General features: G+C 44.2%; 1 protein-coding gene. It reads left to right on the top strand.

Annotated features, from left to right (window positions below; genetic code table 11):
* A partial coding sequence (locus A3761_RS03575) for an AMP-binding protein (RefSeq protein ID WP_156491566.1) occupies positions 1-922 on the top strand: 922 nt, incomplete at both ends.

Raw genomic sequence — 922 nt, 5'->3', positions numbered from 1 at the left:
TAAATGCTGAAACGGTTAAGTATATCCTTGAGCACAGTGAAACGCAGTTGTTATTTGTTGGTAAACTGGACGACTGGGAAATGATGAAACCTGGTGTGCCAGATGATTTACCTTGTGTTTCTTATCCTCTAAGTCCAAAAACAGATTACCCAAGCTGGGATAACCTGGTTGCTGAGCATGCTCCGATACAAGAAGATACTGTTCGGGATGCTGACGAGTTAGCGACGATTGTTTATACATCGGGTTCAANCGGCAAGCCAAAAGGCGTTATGTTGTCATTTGAGGCCTTAGGTATTGCAGCAAGCGGTGTTGCACAAGCTTTGGATATAAAGCCTACTGATAGAATGTTATCTTACTTGCCACTGGCGCACGTGTTTGAACGTTTTGCGGTTGAGCAGTCCTCTATCCATATAGGTGCTCAGTTATTTTTTGCTGATGCTTTGGATACCTTCCTGGACGACTTGCGTCGTGCTAAACCAACGGTCTTTATTTCTGTTCCACGCCTGTGGTCCAAGTTCCAACTAGGTATCTTTAAGAAGATGCCTCCTAAGAAACTAAATCGTTTGCTTAAGATTCCAATTGTGTCTGGTTTGGTCAAGAAGAAAGTATTGACTGCTCTGGGCTTGGAATACTGCCGTTTTGCTGGAAGTGGTTCGGCGCCGTTATCAGGTGATATCATTAATTGGTATCGTAACCTGGGTCTGGAATTGCTAGAAGGTTACGGTATGTCTGAGAATTTTGCATATTCTCATATCTCATTGCCAGGCCGCTCAAAGGTTGGTTATGTAGGTGAGCCGATGCCGGGTGTTGAACAGCGTATTTCAGAAATTGGTGAGATCGAGGTCAAGAGCCCTGCTACGATGATGGGCTACTATAAAGACGAAGAAAAGACCAAAGAAACCTTTACCGAGGATGGCTTCTT

The sequence above is a fragment of the Oleiphilus sp. HI0123 genome (assembly GCF_001635315.1).
This window is presented reverse-complemented; position numbering and strand designations above follow the sequence as displayed.